Genomic DNA, 17217 nt, shown 5'->3' with positions numbered 1-17217 from the left:
AAATAAAACACTTAGCTGACGAAAACTTATTCAATCAACGTTTGAAGTTTGATAACAACGCTGTTGAAATGGCTTCATTGTGTTCCAATATTTTTTTCTGTTTGGTTTTAGCTGGATTTGGATCAACACGCTCAATATGTGTTGCTTTCAGCTTCTCGCCATTTTCTTCAAGCACAAATTTTACTTTTTCATTGCGTTTTGGCTCAACCTCTGTGGCGGTGGCAAAATCTGAGATATGGAAAAATATATCTTCGCCTGCCATCGAAATAAAACCGAATCCTTTTTCAGGATTATATTTGAATACTTTGCCGAATCTATATTCTAATTTCATGAACTTTACTCTAATCTGTAAACGCTATTACTACAGTATATAAAAAAGAGGCTTTAAAAGCCCCCTGTCTGATCAAATTGAAAAATTAGTCTTTTTGAACTGAACCAAAAATTTTATCGCCTGCATCACCAAGACCCGGAACAATATAACCATTTGCATTCAAACCATCATCAATCGATGCAGTAAAAATGATCACATCAGGATGAGCCGTTTCAACACGCTTAATCCCTTCAGGGGCCGCAACCAGAACCATGACACGAATATCTTTACAGCCGCTTGCTTTCAATACATCAATTGCTGCAACCAGGGATGAACCTGTGGCTAACATTGGATCAATAATCATCGCAAGACGGTTTTGAACGTCGGGTACTAATTTTTTATAGTAAGTACGCGCTTCTAAAGTTTTTTCATCACGTTCCAAACCCAGAACCGATACTTTGGCACTTGGAATAAGATTTAAGAAACCATCCAACATGCCAATACCAGCACGTAAAATTGGCACAACGGTAATTTTTTTACCCACAATACGATCTACTGTGACCTTGCCATTCCAGCCATCAACTTCCTGATCACATACCGGCAAATCTTTAGTGGCTTCATAAGTCAGCAGCATGGTGACTTCTTGTGCTAACTCACGGAAATTTTTTGTACTAATGTCTGCACGGCGTAGCAAACCAAGTTTATGTCGAATGAGCGGATGACGGATTTCATGAATAGCCACGGGAGGACACCTAAAAGATGAGATAAAATTTCACCTATTATAAATGTTTTTTATACCTCTTATAAACAAAAAAGCCCCCTAATCTAGGAGGCTTTTTGTTTAAAACTAATCGTTTTTTTAGATTACTGCTGAGAAAGCATGAAATGCAGTGGAGATAAAATCTCTGCTTGCAATGCCAATTTGATAATTGGGTCTGGATAAACACCGATCACCAATACCGCTAATGCCGCAGCAAGTACCATAAGACCACCGACTTTTTGACCCCAATGTTTATCAGCATCAATACGCGGGGTATCTGGAGGAGTCATGTACATCACCACCATCACACGGAGGTAATAATACAAACCAATACCGGAACCCACGATGATCATTGCAGCAAGGAACCAATGTTGCGTTGTAACCGCAGCCATGATCACCAGGAACTTACCAATGAAGCCCGCAGTCAGTGGAATGCCGGCAAGAGACAACATCATCACAGTCAAAGTTGCTGTCAGTACAGGACGACGCCAAAATAGACCACGGTAATCCGCCAAACTTTCTGCTTCATTGTCGTTGTTGTACGGGCTCGACATTAACGCAACCACACCGAACGCACCAATTGTTGTTAACACATAAGTGATCACATAAACCGTTACGTTACCCAGGCTTGCGTAAGTCATGCTGACTAAACCAATCAGCAAATAACCAAAGTGTGCAATTGAAGAGTAACCCAAGATACGTTTCAAGTTGACTTGACGTACTGCAAGGAAGTTACCCACCAAGATTGAAAGCACCGCAATAATCGTGATGATGGTTACGATTGAATCAATCAGGATTGCACCTGAAGTCAATAAATAGCGTACGAACAAACCAATGGTTGCAATTTTTGCAACAGTCGCAAGGAATGTCGCGATTGGCGCTGGTGCACCTGCATAAACGTCTGGTGTCCATTTGTGGAACGGAGCAAGAGACAATTTAAATGCAACCGCACAGATAATTAGGCCTAAACCTAAAACCACCATCGGTTGCTGGATCGCTTGCATTAACGCTTGAACATTGTCATAGAAAGACAATGAACCGGTATATGCATAGATATACGCCATGCCCATCAACAACATTGCAGAAGCAGTTGCTGAAAGAACCAGATATTTAATACCTGCTTCTAAAGAGCGTGAACGCTGATGCGTATATGCCAGCAGACCGTATACAGGAATCGACATCAACTCAAGGCTAATGAAGAAAGATGCATAGTGAGAGCTTGCCACCATGAGCATTGCACCCGCAACCGAGCACAACATCAAGATATACAGTTCTTCACGGTTATCTTGGTAGTTTTCAATATAAGCGTGTGACAAGGTACAGCAAGCAAGTGCCGCAACAATAATCAGCAATTGATAAAGCATGCTAAATGGATCAACCATAAACATGTTCATCACGTTCGACGGTGCAAATGCGCCACCAAACATCGCGAATAAAATATATAGCGCAGCTAGGTTTAAGCCCACTACAGACGTTGTCGCAATTAAATTATGATTACGTTTAATTGCAATGAGAAGCATCACAACGATCGCAGTTAAAGCCACGATCATCACAGGAGCTAATGGCATGAGCTCAGAAAATGACATTGTGAAGTTCATGGCTTATTGGATCTCCACATTTTGCTGTGATACGACCTGTTGAGTCGCATCGACAACGTCTTGAACTGGGATATAGCTGTTTGCTAACCACGCCATGCTTGAATTTGAAATATCAAGGAAGCTTTGTGGGTAGATACCAAGCCATAATAAAGCAACGGCACAGACCAACAGAATAACAATTTCACGCGCATTTAAGTCTTTCAGCGGGTTGGTATAATGTTGTTTTTGCTCTTCGTTTGGCGTACCAAACATTGCTTTGTGGATAAGGATTAAGCCATAAAGACCTGCCAGCACCAAGCTGATTGCTGCCAAAATGGTAAAGGTTGGGAATTTTTGGAATGAACCCATCAAAATCAGGAATTCACCAATAAAGTTACCTAGACCCGGAATACCCACAAGGGCCGCAACAAAGAACATCAAGAAAAATGGCAGGTATTGGAACTGACCGCGGATACCGCCCATTTTACGCAAGTCACGAGTATGTAAACGCTCATATACCTGACCACACATAATGAACAATGCCGCAGATGAAATACCATGTGCCAGCATCATGATCATCAGACCCTGGAAGGTCAAAATGTTACCTGCATAGATCGCAAGGAGTACAAAGCCCATATGCGAAATAGACGTATAAGCAAGTAAACGTTTCATATCGGTTTGCTGGAAAGCACACCAGGCGCCGTAGAACACACCCAGTAAACCGAAGATGATTGCGATGTCTGCAAACTGTGCAGAAGCCGCCGGGAAGAATGGAATAACGAAACGCAGTAAACCGTATGCCGCTGTCTTAATCAAGATACCAGCCAAGTCGACAGAACCTGCGGTCGGTGCTTGAGCATGCGCATCAGGTAACCAGCCGTGCAATGGGAACACTGGAAGTTTTACAGCGAAACCAATGAACATACACAGCATCAAGGCATAAGCCACTGATGGTAACTGTGCATCAAGCGTATTCGCCACACCTAGCAAATAGTTGTAATCGAATCCGATCATGCCTGTCATCATGTAACCATAAACCACAAGGCCTAGGATACCGATGAGCATGATCAAACCTGCGACTTGGGTATAGATGAAGAACTTGGTCGCTGCATATACACGTGATTTGTTGTCCGCGCCTTTATGACCCCATAACGCAATCAAGAAGTAGATTGGTACAAGCATCATCTCCCAGAAGAAGAAGAACAGGAACAGGTCAATCGCGATGAATACACCGATTACCCCACCCAAAGACCATAAAAGGTTTAAGTGGAAGAAACCAACGTTCTTTTGAATTTCACCCCATGAACATCCAACCGCAAGTACACCAAGTAATGCAGTCAAGCCCACCATAAGAAGTGAAAGACCATCCACCGCCAAGTGAATATTAATACCGAGGGTTTGAATCCAAGGCAGCATAAATTCAGCCGCCCAAGTCGGAACTTTAGCACCTAATTCATAGCTATAAGTGCCCGATTGCCAAAGCACAACCGTTAAACCCAAGGTTACCAACATACCGATTAAGGCAATGTAACGTGGCAATTTGTCATCGAACTTGTCGACTAACCAACAAATAAAACCTGCAATGAACGGTACAAGGATCAGCGCGGGTAAAATCCAGTTGTTTGTGATTTCCATCTTATTTCCCCACTACCTGAATCACGATCAAGATCATCAGCAATACCACTACACCGAGTGACATGCTTGATGCGTATTCACGCAATGAACCTGTTTGACGTGAGCTTGTGAAGCTATGACCACCTTTAACAATGGCAGGAAGCACCAACCACAAACCATCAATCGGATCACGACCTAAAATTTTCGCAATAAACAAATATGGTTTTACAAATACGATGTTGTACAACGCATCAAAACCAAGTGCATTACGGCAAATATTGACCAGACCAGTACCGAATGAAGTTTCTGCAAAAGCTTGAACAGCCTTGTAAGCAAAGGCAAACAAGATCACCCCAACCACCAGACCGGCAAGTGCAATACCGACTGCTGTATATTCAGCACCGTGTACACCCGCTTCAAGGGTTTCGGGAATAATAAATGCTGGAATTTTTGCAGAGTTTAAAATAGCTTCTACTGGCGCTTTCAAGAAGTAAGCCAAACCAGTTGAAAGTACCGCCAAGATACCCAACGGAGCCCAGTAAGTTGCGCCTTTGATTTGGTGATATGGCGTGTTTTCTTTACCAAAGAATACAACCCAGATTAAACGGAATGTATAAATAGAGGTTAAGAACGCACCCGCAACACCCACCCAGTACAAGCTGCTATAAACAGCAATACTTTGTCCCTGCGCCCAAACGGCACCCAGAATTGCATCTTTCGAGAAGAAGCCGATGGTCAAGAATGGAATTGCAGCCAATGCACCGCCACCAATCGCGAAGCAGGCAAACAAGAATTTGTTATGTTTGAACAGGCCACCCATTTTGAAGATGTTTTGTTCATGGTGGTAAGCCAGAATCACCGCACCTGACGACAAGAATAATAATGCCTTGAAGAATGCATGTGCAAGCATGTGGAATAAACCGGCTTGATACGCTTCAGCACCGACTGCCATAAACATATAACCGAGCTGACTCATGGTTGAGTAAGCCAAAATACGTTTAATGTCGGTTTGAACCAATGCAGCAAAACCAGCCACAATCAATGTGACCGCACCTGTAATCGAGATGAACATCATCACTTCAGGTGTCATTTCCAGCACAGAGAACATACGGCAGCACAGGTAAATACCTGCGGTTACCATTGTTGCAGCATGGATCAATGCAGAAACAGGTGTAGGACCTGCCATCGCATCAGCGAGCCATGTTTGTAATGGAATTTGAGCAGATTTACCGGCAGCACCCAAGAACAACATTAAAGATGTCCAGATCGCAAGTGAATGGTCACCCGCTAATACTTGAGGTGCATTGGCAACAATTGTTCCAATATGCAAAGTACCAAATTGTTGGTAAAGCAAGAACAATGCAATCAGCAAGAATACGTCACCGATACGAGTTACGGTAAATGCCTTGATTGCTGCATAACCATTTTCAGGTTTTTGATAGTAATAACCAATCAGCAAGTATGAACACAGACCTACGCCTTCCCAACCCAAGAACAATAACGCCAGGTTATCGCCCAAAACGAGAAGCAACATGCTCGCGACGAACAGGTTGAAGTAAGAGAAGAAACGCGCGAAGTCTTCATCACCACGCATATACCATGATGCAAAGATGTGGATCAAGAAACCCACACCGGTCACCATGCCCATCATCAGTAATGACAGACCGTCTAGATGCAAGCTCATGCCCGGCGCTAAACCACCGACGCTGAACCAGGTCCACAAATGTTGCACCTGAGCAACCGAGCCATTCGCGATAAAGCCCATACCAGCGATCAAAGCAACTAAAGCAGACAGGCCAACTGACCCTACCCCAATAATTGCCGCTACATTTTCAGGAAGCTTGTTACGCCCCGCCGCTAAAAGGACAAAACCAATGAGCGGAAATAATACTGTTAAATATAAATAACTCATCCGCGCATCTCACTAGCAGCATCCACATCCAAATGATGGAAGCGATGGTAGAACTGAAGGACGATCGCAAGACCAATACACGCCTCTGCAGCAGCAAGGGTTAAAATCAGGATGAACATGATTTGTCCATCTGGCTGTAACCATGCACTACCCGCTAAAACAAACGCAAGTGCAGCTGCGTTCATCATCACTTCAAGGCTCATTAACATAAATAATAGGTTGCGTCGCACCATTACACCGTAAAAACCGAGTGCAAAAAGAATGGTTGCAACGATCAAACCATGTTCTAAAGGGATGTTGCCCATTATTCTTTTTCCTTTTCTGCACTTGGTTCACGTTTACCCAAATGGAATGCAGCTACTAACGCAGCTAGCAATAACATCGCGGCAACTTCTACCAATAGTAAGTAGTGAGTAAAGAGCGCTGTACCAACAACTTTAGGTCCGATCACTTCTGTGCCCATGACAGGACCAGCAGTGGTGTAATCCGAACCTAGCATCCAGACAAGCACAAGGCCCATCAAAAAACTCATCATTGCAGGATATGCCCATGCAGATGAAGTGAGCCACTTACGTTCCTGATCAACGGTATGTTGACCAAGATTCAGCATCATCACTACAAACACGAATAACACCATGATCGCGCCGGCATACACAATAATTTCGAGCGCACCAGCAAATGGTGCACCCACAATCATGAACATCCCTGCAACTGCAAGCAGAGACACGATCAAGCTAAGCAATGCATGAACAGGATTCGCGTTGGTGACAACACGAAGCGTAGAAACAATGGCCACGAGTGCCATCAAATAAAATGGCCACATCATGGTAATAAGCTCCGTACGTCAACAGGCGCGCTTTCGCGTTGTGCTTGACCTTTATCTTTACCTGCTACAGCCATACCGGCTACGCGGTAGAAGTTGTAGTCAGGATATTTACCAGGACCAGAAATGAGCAAGTTTTCTTTCTCATAAACCAAGTCTTGACGAACATATTCGCCCAATTCGAAATCTGGTGTCATCTGAATTGCAGTCGTTGGACATGCTTCTTCACACATACCGCAGAAAATACAGCGAGAGAAGTTGATACGGAAAAACTCCGGATACCAACGACCATCTTCTTTTTCTGCTTTTTGTAGTGAAATACAGCCCACCGGACAAGCCACCGCACATAAGTTACATGCAACACAGCGCTCTTCGCCATCTGGGTCACGTGTCAATACAATACGACCACGGAAACGCGGCGGAACAATTTGTTCACCTGGTACTTCTGGATATAAAATGGTGTCACGTTTACGTGTCACGTGGCTGAAAACCATCCACAATGAACGTACGATTGACCCGAATCCAGCTAGAATTTTATACATTTTGTACTCCCTGCTGTCCTAGGCCTGATTCATCAGAATCACAGCACCAGTCACCAACAAGTTGACCAACGCCAATGGCAAACAAATCTTCCAACCAAAGTTCATCACTTGGTCATAACGTGGGCGCATTAACGAACCACGTGCCAAGACAAACATCATCACAAAGAATGCTGTTTTGATAATGAACCAGAATACTGGTGGAATAAATGGAATTTCTAGGTTGAATGGCGCTAACCAACCACCGAAGAATAAAGTTACGATCAGTGCTGAAATAAGAACCACGTTGACATATTCTGCAACGAAGAACATACCCCATTTCATACCGCCGTATTCGACATGGTAACCTTCCGCCAATTCTTGTTCAGCTTCGGGTTGGTCAAATGGATGACGATGCGTTACCGCGACACCAGCAACAATAAAGATCAAGAAACCCAAAAATTGCGGAATAACGAACCAGACATCACGTTGTGCTTCAACAATCTCACGCATGTTGAATGAACCCGCAATTGCGACCACACCCATAAGCGAAATACCCAAGAACACTTCATAAGAAATGGTTTGAGCTGCTGAACGTAGACCACCCAATAACGCATATTTGTTATTTGAAGACCACCCACCGAACAGTACTGCATAGACTGCAATACCGGCCATTGCCATAAAGAACAATAGCCCGATACTCATGTCTGAAACACCCAGTGTTGGACTTACAGGAATCACCATGAACGAAAGTACAGCAGTTGCCATGGCAACTGCTGGTGCTAAACGAAAAGTGAGCTTGTCCGCAAACTTAGGTGTCCAATCTTCCTTAAACATGATTTTCAGCATGTCGGCAACGATCTGGAACATCCCCCCAGGACCAACACGGTTTGGACCGTAACGGTCTTGCCATAATGCCAGTAAACGACGTTCAATGAATGACATCAACGCAGCGACAAGCACCACCACAAGCAAGATCACAATCGCCTGAACTACAGAGTAAGCGATTGGCCAGTTCTCAGCCCAAAGCGGTGTTTGACGTATAATTTCTTGATTCATGAATTACACTCCTACCGCGACTGATACAGGCTCTGCAAGTGAAACCGTTGGTGCAAGACCAATTGGATAACCAATATAACCTGTAGGTAAATATTCAATCACTTGAACTGGAAGGCTGATGCTTGCCTCGCCTGATTTCACAGTAATGTTTTGACCGTCTTGAACATTTAAGCGTGCTGCATCTTGCTCACCCACGGCAAATACTGCTTCAGGAATACGCGATTCCATAGCAGGTGTTTTCACAGTGAACTCACCAGAACCGAAAATGTGGTGCATCGGTACTAAGCGGAAGCTTTCTGGATGAGTAACAACTGGCGTTGGTGCAACGAAAGTACGTGCAGGACGTTTAACTAAACGATCGAATAAACGAATGCCTGAATCACCACCTTTTAAGTGACCACCCACGTTGTCTTGGTATTTATTCCAAGCTTGTGGAGAGTTCCAACCCGCAGACCATGCAAATGGGATCAGTGAAGATGGCGTTTGATTTCCGACATAACCTTCCATAGAGAACGTTAATGCAGAATCGATATCGATCGGCTGTTTCGGTTCATGTACAGATAACGGCGCACGCATGGCAGTACGACCTGAATAACGGCGTGGTTCACGCGCAATTTTCAAGCCATGTACACGGTAGCCCGCATCTGGTGCCACATCACGAATTGCTTCAAGTGCAGGTACATTTTTCGCAACAGACTCAATCACGTCATCCAGCAATGTCCATGAAATTGCCTTACCTTGTAAGCCAGTTTCAAGGGCATGCAACCAGCGCCATGATTCTTTAATCGCATACTCTGGTTTGTGATAGCTTGGGTCATACACTTGGTAGAAACGTTGTGCACGGCCTTCTTGAGATACCACAGTACCATCACCTTCCGCGAAGCTTGCCGCTGAAAGTACAATCGATGCTTTGGCAACAGTTGCAGTTTCAGAATGATCAACCACGATCACCTCAGCTGCTTTGGCGAATGCCGCATCCACTTGAGCTGTTGGTAAACGACGGTATAGGTCGTTTTCAACCACGATGATGGCATCGTAATCTTGAGCGAATGCTTGTTCCAAGCTTAATCCACCAAAGATTGCCAAGCCCATGGAGTTCACTTCAGGAACAGTCAATGTCAAACCTGCATTTGAACCCAGGTTTTGAGCAACTTGAGCTGCCGCTTCCAGGATTGCAGGATCTTGTAAGCTGGTACCTGAAATGATCAGTGGTTTTTTCGCAGCTTTTAAGGTGTCCGCAATGGTTTGAGCAAATGCTTTTGCATCATCATCCAAACCAGTGATGTTCTCACCTGCAACTGCCGCAGCAACCGCAAAGCCCAAACGCGCAATGTCGTTTGGAGAAGCAACCACTTCACCTGTGGCAACGTCAGCTAAACGGGTTTGCGTTGCAGCCAGGATGTAAATCGGAGATTTCGCATCTTGACCAATACGTTGTACCGGTTCAGCCAGCCATTCTTGGGTACGACGTTCTGCCGCCATTTCTTTGGCTTTGTTTTTCGCCGCCTGGCGAACAGACAAGGCCATACGTGGTGCAGTTTGAGTTAAGTCTTCACCCAAAATCAACACCGCATCATAGCTTTCAATTTCACGCATCGTCGGGTTATAAACACCCTCGGTTTGCATGATAGAAGCAGCCAGTTCAACCAGATTTTGTTCTTTTTGCGACAGACCTGTTGAATAGTTATCTTGACCGACCAATTCACGAAGCGCGAAGTTAGATTCAAGAGAGGCACGTGGAGAACCAATACCCAAAACTTTTTTGCCTTGAATATTTGCAATCACGGTATCTAGTGCTTTATCAACAGAAACCGTAGTCACGTTTGCGCCATTACGGAACTGTGGCTGACGTGGACGATCTGCACGATTTACATAACCCGTTCCGAAACGACCTTTATCGCAAAGGAAGTATTGGTTAACGTCACCATTAAAGCGGTTTTCAACACGACGAAGTTCGCCATAACGCTCACCCGGAGATATATTACAACCTGAAGAACAGCCTTGACACACGCTTGGTGCATACTGCATGTCCCATTTACGGTTGTAGCGTTCTGAGTGAGTTTTATCGGTAAATACACCCGTTGGGCATACTTCAGTCAGGTTACCCGAGAATTCAGATTCTAGCGTCCCTGATTCAGGACGACCGAAGTAAACACGAGAAGCGCTTGCATACACCCCAAAGTCTGTCCCGCCTGCGTAGTCGTTGTAGTAACGAACACAACGGTAACATGCGATACAACGGTTCATTTCATGAGAAATGAATGAGCCTAGCTCCTGGTTGTAATGCGTACGTTTGGTGAAACGGTAGCGACGACGGTCGTGCTGTGTCATCACCGTCATATCTTGTAAATGACAGTGACCACCCTCTTCACAAACTGGACAGTCGTGCGGGTGATTCGTCATCAAGAATTCAACAATCGATGCACGAAATTCCGTTGCTTCTTTGTCTTCAATTGAAATATAGGAATTGTCAGAAGCAGGCGTCATACATGACATCACCAAACGACCACGCGTATCTTCAGGATTTGCGTATTGTTTGACGGCACATTGACGGCAAGAACCAACAGAACCTAAGGATGGATGCCAACAAAAGTATGGAATATCCAGACCCAAAGACAAACATGCTTGCAGCAAGTTTTCCGAGCCATTTACTTCGTAGTCTTTTCCATCGACATGAATTGTAGCCATAGTCGAATTCCTTAAACCTGTTCTGCGTGGCTAGCTTGAGCAGCAGGACGATTCGTCACTTTTGCTTCAAACTCACTACGGAAATGTTTGAGTGCGCCCATAAGCGGCTCCATTGCACCCGGTGCGTGCGCACAGAAAGTCTTACCAATCCACAACTTACGCGTTAACTCTTGTAAGTGCTCGATATCTTCCTGCTTACCTTCGCCATTCTCTAAAGCTTTAAGCGCTTTCACTGCCCAAGGTAGGCCATCACGACATGGGGTACAGAAACCACACGATTCACGCGCAAAGAATTCTTCTAAGTTACGGGTCGCTGAAACCATACACTGGGTTTCATCCACCACCATTAACAAACAAGTTCCTAAACGTGAGCCTGCTTTCATGATGCTTTCCGCATCCATTGGCAGGTCAATGTGTTCAGCAGCCAAAAAGTCAGTCGATGCACCACCGGGTAGCCATGCTTTTAACTTAAGACCATCACGCATACCACCGGCATGATCTTCAATCACTTCACGCGCGGTAGTACCAAAAGGAAGTTCCCATAAACCTGGGAATGTCACCTTGCCTGATGCACCATAAATTTTCGTGCCTGGATCTTTCGATTTACCTTCAGATAAACCAACATACCATTCAGGACCACGAAGCAGGATTGCCGGTAAATTGTTAAAGGTCTCTACGTTGTTGACAATGGTAGGACGACCCCAAGCACCTGCAACTTGCGGAAATGGCGGTTTGGTACGTGGATTTGCACGGCGACCTTCAAGCGAGTTAATCAATGCAGTTTCTTCACCGCAGATATAACGACCCGCACCGGTATGCACGTGCATCTCAAAGTTCCAGCCAGTACCGAGGATGTTTTCACCTAGGTAACCTTTGGCACGAACCTGCTCAAGCGCTTCGTTTAAGTACTTCGCAGCTTCGATGTATTCACCACGGATGAAGATATAACCCTGAGTTGCTTCTAATGTATAAGCAGCAATCAGCATCCCTTCGATCAATTGGTGTGGAAGATCTTCCATCAACAAACGGTCTTTAAAGGTACCTGGTTCCATTTCATCGGCATTACAGATCAGGTAACGTGGACCGCCATCATTTGGCGCCATCAATGACCATTTAATCCCTGCCGGGAAACCTGCACCACCACGACCTTTTACAGTTGCAGCCTTAACCACATCAAGCACTTCAGCCGGTTTCATGGCAATGGCTTTTTTAAAGCCTGCATAACCTTCCAGCGCTTCGTAATCATCCGCATTACGAACATTGGCTTGTTTGCTTAAACGCCAAGTGAGTGGATGGGTTTCCGGGTTACCATCGCCATAAATCGGTTTTGGTTCAGTATTCATACATACTTCTCCAATAACTGTTTAACTGAAGACACTTCAACCAAACCGTGAGTATCTTCATTAATCATTAGGGTTGGACCTTTGTCACAGTTCCCCAAGCAGCAGATTGGCAAAATCGTGAAACGACCATCAGCAGTCGTTTGACCGAATTGAATACCAAGCTCGCGTTGGAATGCCTCAGCCAAAGTTTCAGCACCCATCAAGAAGCATGCAATTGAATCACATAGCAAAATCACGTTGCGACCTACGGGTTGACGGTAGATACGGTTATAAAACGTAGCCACTCCTTCCAAGTCCGCAACACTCATAGAGAGCATCTGCGCAATTGCGTTCATTTGTGCATCATCTACCCAACCATTACGGCGTTGCACGCATTTCAATGCATCCAAACATGCTGCACGTGGGTATGGATAGTGATGAATGTGATGTTCGATATCGTGGATTTCTTCCGAAGTTAAAATCCCTTCAACATTCACACGTGGTTTTTTGTCAGTCAAAATCATCATAATGCGTTTACCCCTAGCGATCCACGTCAGCCATTACGACGTCAATTGTCGCTAAATAAATGATCAAGTCAGACATTAAGCTGCCGTTAATCACAGAAGGCATTTGCTGTAAATGCGTGAATGTTGGTGTACGAATACGGGTACGGTAACTCATGGTTGACTTGTCAGAAGTCAAGTAGTAGTTCGACGCCCCTTTTACTACTTCCGCCATTACAGATGCTTCACCAGCAGGCATTACAGGACCCCATGACACGCTCAAGAAGTGCGTAATCAAGGTTTCAATATCTTGCAAGGTCTTATCTTTTGGCGGTGGAACAGCCAATGGATGATCCGCTTTATAGGCACCAGACGGCATGTTGTCTAAACATTGCTTCACGATTTTTAATGATTCTTCAATCTCACGGAAGTGAACCATAACACGCGCATAAGCATCGCCTTCGTACTCTAAAGGCACTTCGAAATCATAGTTTTCATAACCGCTATAAGGACGGTATTTACGAACATCGAAATCGATACCTGTGGCACGTAGACCAGTACCCGTGACACCCCAAGCCAATGCAGATTTTGCATCGTATTGCGCAACACCTTGGGTACGACCCATGAATACCGAGTTGCGTAATGCAGCTGTGTAGTATTCGTTCATACGGCTTGGCATCCATTCGAGAATTTCACGAATGAGTTTTTGCCAGTTGTTTGGAAGGTCGTGCGCTGTACCGCCAATACGGAACCAAGCGGGATGCATACGGTAACCGGTAATCGCTTCGATTGCGTCATAGATTTTTTGACGATCGGCGAACATATAGAATACCGGCGTCATACCACCAGCATCTTGAATTGCAGTACCGATATACAACAAGTGGTTATTGATACGGAACAATTCAGACATCATGACACGGATACATTGTGCACGATCAGGAACCGTGATTCCGGCCATTTGTTCCACACCTAACACATAAGGCATGTTTTGCGCACAACCACCCAAGTAGTCAACACGGTCGGTATATGGAATGAATGAATGCCAGGTTTGACGTTCAGCCATTTTTTCCACACCACGGTGGTGATAACCGATGTCCGGCACGCAGTCTTTGACTTCTTCGCCGTCTAGCTGAAGAATAATACGGAATGCACCATGCGCAGATGGGTGGTTCGGACCCAAGTTCAGGAACATGAAGTCTTCATCGGCATTACCGCGTTTTAGACCCCAGTCTTCAGGAACGAAGCGCAAGTGTTCTTGCTCGAAATCTTGTTTCGCCTGGTTCTGCATATATGGCGTATATTCAGTAGCACGTGCTGCATATTCTTTGCGCAGTGGGTGACCTTCCCAATACGTTGGCAACAAAATACGACGGAGCATTGGATGCCCTTCGAAATTAATGCCGAACATATCGTATGCTTCACGTTCGTACCAGTTGGCATTTGGCCAAATATTGGTCGCAGTGGGAAGATTTAAATCACTCTCATTCAACGCAACTTTAATACGAATATCACTGTTACGCTCTAGCGATAACAAATGATAGAACACGGTAAAGTCTGAGGCAGGTAAACCGTCGCGGTGCGTACGTAAACGCTCATCTACCGCCGACAAGTCGAACAACATCACGTATGGACGTGACACTTTACGCAAGAACATTAAGACGTCTTGTACACGTGCGCGCTCAACCCAGACCGTTGGAAAATCTTCAAAAGTCGCTTGCACGTAGAAGTTCTCACCAAACTTGGTTTTGAGTTCTTCTACAATTGCAAATGCTGGGCGTGAATCAACAGGCGTTGATTCTGGCATAGCAATGTCAGTTTCAGCCATTGGCTTGGCTTCCTATTTTATACAAATTCAAGGCAACTTTAACGACAATTACACCCAGACCGGGTGCATCAATATTTCATCGTTAAAATTATTCAATTTCATCCATAGATCGTAAGTTTTTCACTGCAATACGTTCAGCATTCTTACGGTCACGTTCTGGCTGCATCTTTGGCTTATACACTGGCTGAAGATCATCACCAATTACCGCTGAAAGTGGACGGCGCTCTAATTGAATTTGGTCTTGTAACAGCATCAAGGCTTGTAATAATGCTTCAGGGCGCGGCGGGCAACCTGGGACATACACGTCGACAGGAATGATTTTATCCACACCTTGTACAACTGAATAAATGTCGTACATCCCGCCAGAGTTTGCACAAGCACCCATTGAAATCACCCATTTAGGTTCTAACATTTGCTCATATAAACGCTGAATTACAGGTGCCATCTTCACGAAGCACGTACCTGCAACAATCATTAAATCCGCCTGACGCGGTGAAGCACGAATAACTTCGGCACCGAAACGTGACATGTCATGCACACCGGTTAAAGTGGTTGCATATTCGACGTAACAGCAAGATGTCCCAAAGTTAAAAGGCCAGACAGAGTTTTTACGACCCCAGTTGACAGCTGTATGCATCACGTCCTCTAAACGAGTCATGAATACATTCTTATTCACTTCGTCTTCAAGCGGATCGGTAACGATCTGGCGCTCCTGAAGTGGATATTGATCAGCATCCGGATTCGCACGGGTTAATGTATATTTCATCCCGAGTTACTCCTTAATAGATGATGTAGCCGGTGTTTTTGCTTTCACACGACCAGAAGATTGAGCTGGAATTTGACCTGTAGGGTCCATAACCAACTCTTCGATGGAGTTAAAGCGAGTGATGTCTGCAAGGTTCATATTTGCTGAACCTATTTTCGATTGCATAGCTGCTGATTTGCGACGATCCGTTGGTGCCCAGTTTAATGCACCTACTTTCACTGCATAAATCAACGCAATCAATAAATCAACTACGAAGATGACAACAGTAGTAAAACCGAACCAACCTACCTCACGAACCGATGTAGCCCATGCGTAGAGATAAAGTGCTTCCAAGTCAAATACTACAAAGAAAATCGCCACCAAGTAGAACTTAGCAGACAAGCGGATGCGTGCTCCACCAGCACCCACCACACCTGACTCAAATTGCTCTTGCTTCGCACGGCCCCATGACTTACCCCCAAGGAGTAAAGGAACGGTGAGCATAAAGACGCAAAGAAATGTAACGCCGATCACGAAAGCAATAACTGCCCAATCGTATGGAGTAATGGCACTCATGCGGGGATAACTCCTAGCAGGCCTAATTTATTAACAAAGAATGTATGTATTGGCCTTCTAATACACCAAACACAAAATTAATCCCGCCAATTGTACCTGATTTATGATTTCACTTGCTAGCTTATAAGTCTTAGTCTTTTGGATGATTTTTTAGTCAATTTACTGCTTTTTCAAAGCTTAAGCCCTATTGTTTGTCTGGCAATCGCTTTATTAAATCAAAAGAAGAAAATTGATTATTTTTTTCAAATTACTGAAAGTCAGACTCATATTGCCAAGAAAAATCCAAATTATAATGTCATTTATTTATTCAGGCACAGTTCCACTCAGCGCAAAATGATCAAACTCTGGCGTAATGTCTTTACAGCTCCCACTTTCATAGGCACATCATTATTATTTTGTTTCTTTCATAAAAAGCAACGCTTTTAAAAATCTATTCATAACCAGAGAACTTTTTTATTGTGATTTTTTAAAGCACTCTCATCTATATAAAACAAATTAGCACAATTTCATAGTACTTATTTTGTGTGTTTTTTTGCAACTCTCATGCATCTCCTGATGATCTCCCCCCCTATTTATGCTATTCCTATCTGTATCCGTAGAACAAAGAATAAGGAACAAACACATGGGCTTAGAATACAAACATGAATCTGAGTATTTTTTCTTTGCACAGCTGTTGGTGCGTCATGTTGAAGGATATATTGAAAAACATCCCGATGCTCAGAATGCCATTTTTGACCTTCGTGATATTTATGAACTTTTCCGCCAAGACTTTGCTTCTGCAACCACCAATCTGGATGCTATCTTAAATATTGCAGATCAATATAAAGTCGAAACACTAAACGGCGATCAAAAATTGGTTAGCCATTATGCGATTGATCCTAAAAATAATTCTCTACTTTTAGATTTCAATACCGATGCCCTTGATAGTTTAAGACAAGGCAAGCCAATTATTGAACCCGATGCCACACTGCACGAATAATCCATA

Annotated in this window: 16 protein-coding genes; 1 reads left to right on the top strand and 15 read right to left on the bottom strand. The window is 44.3% G+C overall.

Features of this window, described 5'->3' with window-relative positions:
• Nucleotides 1–34: 34 nt before the first annotated feature.
• The 15 genes from AY606_RS14705 to ndhC form a co-directional block, all read right to left on the bottom strand.
• Entirely contained in the window at nt 35–331 is a 297-nt protein-coding gene (locus AY606_RS14705; protein ID WP_067870263.1) for a cold shock domain-containing protein, read from the bottom strand.
• 85 nt (nt 332–416) lie between these two features.
• The gene (upp, locus tag AY606_RS14700; RefSeq protein WP_067870261.1) at nt 417–1052 is read right to left on the bottom strand and encodes a uracil phosphoribosyltransferase; all 636 of its coding nucleotides are present in this window, start codon (nt 1050–1052) and stop codon (nt 417–419) included.
• Between the two features lie 122 nt (nt 1053–1174).
• Entirely contained in the window at nt 1175–2668 is a 1494-nt protein-coding gene (nuoN, locus tag AY606_RS14695; protein WP_067870259.1) for an NADH-quinone oxidoreductase subunit NuoN, read from the bottom strand.
• Between the two features lie 3 nt (nt 2669–2671).
• A complete protein-coding gene (nuoM, locus tag AY606_RS14690; protein WP_171255434.1) occupies nt 2672–4276 on the bottom strand; it encodes an NADH-quinone oxidoreductase subunit M in 1605 nt (534 codons plus the stop codon).
• Nucleotides 4277–4283: 7 nt separating this feature from the next.
• Nucleotides 4284–6173 carry an NADH-quinone oxidoreductase subunit L gene (nuoL, locus tag AY606_RS14685; protein WP_067870255.1) on the bottom strand — a complete coding sequence of 630 codons (1890 nt, stop codon included), beginning with the start codon at nt 6171–6173 and terminating at the stop codon, nt 4284–4286.
• A complete protein-coding gene (nuoK, locus tag AY606_RS14680; RefSeq protein ID WP_067726428.1) occupies nt 6170–6478 on the bottom strand; it encodes an NADH-quinone oxidoreductase subunit NuoK in 309 nt (102 codons plus the stop codon). The genes nuoL and nuoK overlap by 4 nt, the downstream gene beginning before the upstream one ends.
• Nucleotides 6478–6996, bottom strand: coding sequence for an NADH-quinone oxidoreductase subunit J (nuoJ, locus tag AY606_RS14675; RefSeq protein WP_171255433.1), 519 nt, complete (start codon nt 6994–6996; stop codon nt 6478–6480). The genes nuoK and nuoJ overlap by 1 nt, the downstream gene beginning before the upstream one ends.
• Nucleotides 6996–7538 carry an NADH-quinone oxidoreductase subunit NuoI gene (gene nuoI, locus AY606_RS14670; protein ID WP_067870251.1) on the bottom strand — a complete coding sequence of 181 codons (543 nt, stop codon included), beginning with the start codon at nt 7536–7538 and terminating at the stop codon, nt 6996–6998. The genes nuoJ and nuoI overlap by 1 nt, the downstream gene beginning before the upstream one ends.
• A gap of 18 nt (nt 7539–7556) precedes the next feature.
• Nucleotides 7557–8573, bottom strand: coding sequence for an NADH-quinone oxidoreductase subunit NuoH (gene nuoH / locus AY606_RS14665; protein WP_067870249.1), 1017 nt, complete (start codon nt 8571–8573; stop codon nt 7557–7559).
• Between the two features lie 3 nt (nt 8574–8576).
• Nucleotides 8577–11261 carry an NADH-quinone oxidoreductase subunit NuoG gene (gene nuoG, locus AY606_RS14660; protein ID WP_067870247.1) on the bottom strand — a complete coding sequence of 895 codons (2685 nt, stop codon included), beginning with the start codon at nt 11259–11261 and terminating at the stop codon, nt 8577–8579.
• 11 nt (nt 11262–11272) lie between these two features.
• Nucleotides 11273–12604: an NADH-quinone oxidoreductase subunit NuoF gene (nuoF, locus tag AY606_RS14655; protein WP_067870245.1), complete on the bottom strand. Its 1332-nt coding sequence runs from the start codon at nt 12602–12604 to the stop codon at nt 11273–11275.
• Nucleotides 12601–13110, bottom strand: a complete 510-nt coding sequence (gene nuoE / locus AY606_RS14650; protein WP_067870243.1) for an NADH-quinone oxidoreductase subunit NuoE — start codon at nt 13108–13110, stop codon at nt 12601–12603. Before nuoE ends, nuoF begins: the two co-directional genes overlap by 4 nt.
• 13 nt (nt 13111–13123) lie before the next feature.
• Nucleotides 13124–14911, bottom strand: coding sequence for an NADH-quinone oxidoreductase subunit C/D (gene nuoC / locus AY606_RS14645; RefSeq protein ID WP_067870241.1), 1788 nt, complete (start codon nt 14909–14911; stop codon nt 13124–13126).
• Nucleotides 14912–14999: 88 nt separating this feature from the next.
• On the bottom strand, nt 15000–15677 hold the full coding sequence (locus tag AY606_RS14640) for a NuoB/complex I 20 kDa subunit family protein (protein WP_067870239.1): 678 nt from the start codon (nt 15675–15677) through the stop codon (nt 15000–15002).
• A 6-nt stretch (nt 15678–15683) separates the two neighbouring features.
• Nucleotides 15684–16232 (bottom strand): NADH-quinone oxidoreductase subunit A, encoded by a 549-nt coding sequence (gene ndhC, locus AY606_RS14635; RefSeq protein WP_067870237.1) that lies wholly within the window; start codon nt 16230–16232, stop codon nt 15684–15686.
• A 622-nt stretch (nt 16233–16854) separates the two neighbouring features.
• Between ndhC and AY606_RS14625 the strand changes: the two genes are divergently transcribed.
• Nucleotides 16855–17211, top strand: coding sequence for a hypothetical protein (locus AY606_RS14625; protein WP_067870233.1), 357 nt, complete (start codon nt 16855–16857; stop codon nt 17209–17211).
• The last annotated feature ends 6 nt before the right edge of the window (nt 17212–17217 follow it).

This window comes from Acinetobacter sp. SFB (assembly GCF_001647545.1).
GTDB lineage: Bacteria > Pseudomonadota > Gammaproteobacteria > Pseudomonadales > Moraxellaceae > Acinetobacter.
Note: the sequence above shows the minus strand (reverse complement) of the source record. Positions and strands in the feature narration are given on the sequence as shown.

Coding starts and splice junctions, on each gene's coding strand:
- nuoL (WP_067870255.1), bottom strand. CDS start 6,173: ATGAGTTATTTATATTTAACAGTATTATTTCCGCTCATTGGTTTTGTC.
- AY606_RS14705 (WP_067870263.1), bottom strand. CDS start 331: ATGAAATTAGAATATAGATTCGGCAAAGTATTCAAATATAATCCTGAA.
- nuoE (WP_067870243.1), bottom strand. CDS start 13,110: ATGATGATTTTGACTGACAAAAAACCACGTGTGAATGTTGAAGGGATT.
- AY606_RS14640 (WP_067870239.1), bottom strand. CDS start 15,677: ATGAAATATACATTAACCCGTGCGAATCCGGATGCTGATCAATATCCA.
- nuoG (WP_067870247.1), bottom strand. CDS start 11,261: ATGGCTACAATTCATGTCGATGGAAAAGACTACGAAGTAAATGGCTCG.
- nuoI (WP_067870251.1), bottom strand. CDS start 7,538: ATGTATAAAATTCTAGCTGGATTCGGGTCAATCGTACGTTCATTGTGG.
- ndhC (WP_067870237.1), bottom strand. CDS start 16,232: ATGAGTGCCATTACTCCATACGATTGGGCAGTTATTGCTTTCGTGATC.
- nuoJ (WP_171255433.1), bottom strand. CDS start 6,996: ATGTGGCCATTTTATTTGATGGCACTCGTGGCCATTGTTTCTACGCTT.
- nuoK (WP_067726428.1), bottom strand. CDS start 6,478: ATGGGCAACATCCCTTTAGAACATGGTTTGATCGTTGCAACCATTCTT.
- AY606_RS14625 (WP_067870233.1), top strand. CDS start 16,855: ATGGGCTTAGAATACAAACATGAATCTGAGTATTTTTTCTTTGCACAG.
- nuoF (WP_067870245.1), bottom strand. CDS start 12,604: ATGAATACTGAACCAAAACCGATTTATGGCGATGGTAACCCGGAAACC.
- nuoH (WP_067870249.1), bottom strand. CDS start 8,573: ATGAATCAAGAAATTATACGTCAAACACCGCTTTGGGCTGAGAACTGG.
- nuoC (WP_067870241.1), bottom strand. CDS start 14,911: ATGGCTGAAACTGACATTGCTATGCCAGAATCAACGCCTGTTGATTCA.
- nuoN (WP_067870259.1), bottom strand. CDS start 2,668: ATGAACTTCACAATGTCATTTTCTGAGCTCATGCCATTAGCTCCTGTG.